At 62.9% G+C, this 1,085-nt stretch carries 2 pseudogenes; both read right to left on the bottom strand.

Going from position 1 to position 1,085, the window contains the following annotated elements:
• Positions 1-171 precede the first annotated feature (171 nt).
• Positions 172-926 (bottom strand): annotated as a pseudogene (locus BMI01S_RS37700) (CaiB/BaiF CoA transferase family protein); the annotation flags it as partial.
• A gap of 53 nt (positions 927-979) precedes the next feature.
• A pseudogene (locus BMI01S_RS43770) lies at positions 980-1,085 on the bottom strand (hydroxymethylglutaryl-CoA lyase); the annotation flags it as partial.

Here is a 1,085-nt window from a genome sequence, read left to right as displayed (position 1 = left end):
TGCGAGTAGTGGAATGAAGCGCGACGCGGCTTTGCTGACGGCCGATTGCTCCAGCGTAGAATATGCTGGGTGGTCTGCTGAGAGGTTGAGTGAAGTCGATGTCATGCTCGTCTCCAGACGGACCACGGCGCGCAGAAGGCGCTGCCGGACTCCGCGACTCAGTGTTTCCTAAGGAAGCCCGCAGCGCTCGAAGATTGCGCTGATCTCGGCAGCCGTGAAGGCTTCCATATGCTTGCGAAACTGCGGCAGCAACCAGTCGCGGGCCTGCACGCGCTGATTGTTCGAGGCGATGCGCGCGTCCGACTTCAGTTCGGCGAGGCCGAAAGCGTCGCAGAACAGTGCCCACTGGGTATCGGAGACGACCGCCAGAAAGATCTGCTCGCCTTCCTTGACCGAAAACACGTCGTAGACACCCCACGCGGAAATGCGGTTCGGCATCGGCGCCGCGGCCTGTCCGGTCACGGCAAACTGCATCATGTGCTGGGCGACGAGGAACACATTGTTCTCGAACAACGCGCTCTGCACTTCCTGACCACGCCCCGTGCGTTCGCGTTGAGCCAGCGCCGCCATCGCGCCGATTGCACCGAACATTCCGCCCATGATGTCGTTGACGCTCGTCCCGGCGCGCAGCGGTCTGCCCTCGGGCCCTTTCATGTAGGCGAGCCCGCCCATCATCTGCACGACTTCGTCGAGCGCGGTGCGATGATCGTACGGGCCGGGCAGAAACCCCTTGTGCGACACATAGACGAGACGTGGATTGAGCCTGGAAAGCGCGGCATACCCGAGGCCGAGCTTGTCCATCGTTCCGCTCTTGAAGTTCTCGCTGAAGACGTCCGCCCCGGCAAGCAGCTTGTGGACGATCTCCACGCCCCGTGGGTCCTTCACATCGACCGCAATGCTTTTCTTGTTTCGGTTGAACGTGCCATCTCGACGACACGCACGCCGCCATACGGCAAATTCTGGTTTGCGCTTGCGTCGCTCATTGCGCCACCCCGATCAGGCAGCCTTCCGGTTGTGGCGCGCTGGGGGCGCGGCCGTCCGCATACTCGAATCCCTTGGGCAGCGCCGCGTCCGGGACGTGCCCC

Source organism: Paraburkholderia mimosarum LMG 23256 = NBRC 106338, assembly GCF_000739815.1.
Classification (GTDB): domain Bacteria; phylum Pseudomonadota; class Gammaproteobacteria; order Burkholderiales; family Burkholderiaceae; genus Paraburkholderia; species Paraburkholderia mimosarum.
Note: the sequence above shows the minus strand (reverse complement) of the source record. Positions and strands in the feature narration are given on the sequence as shown.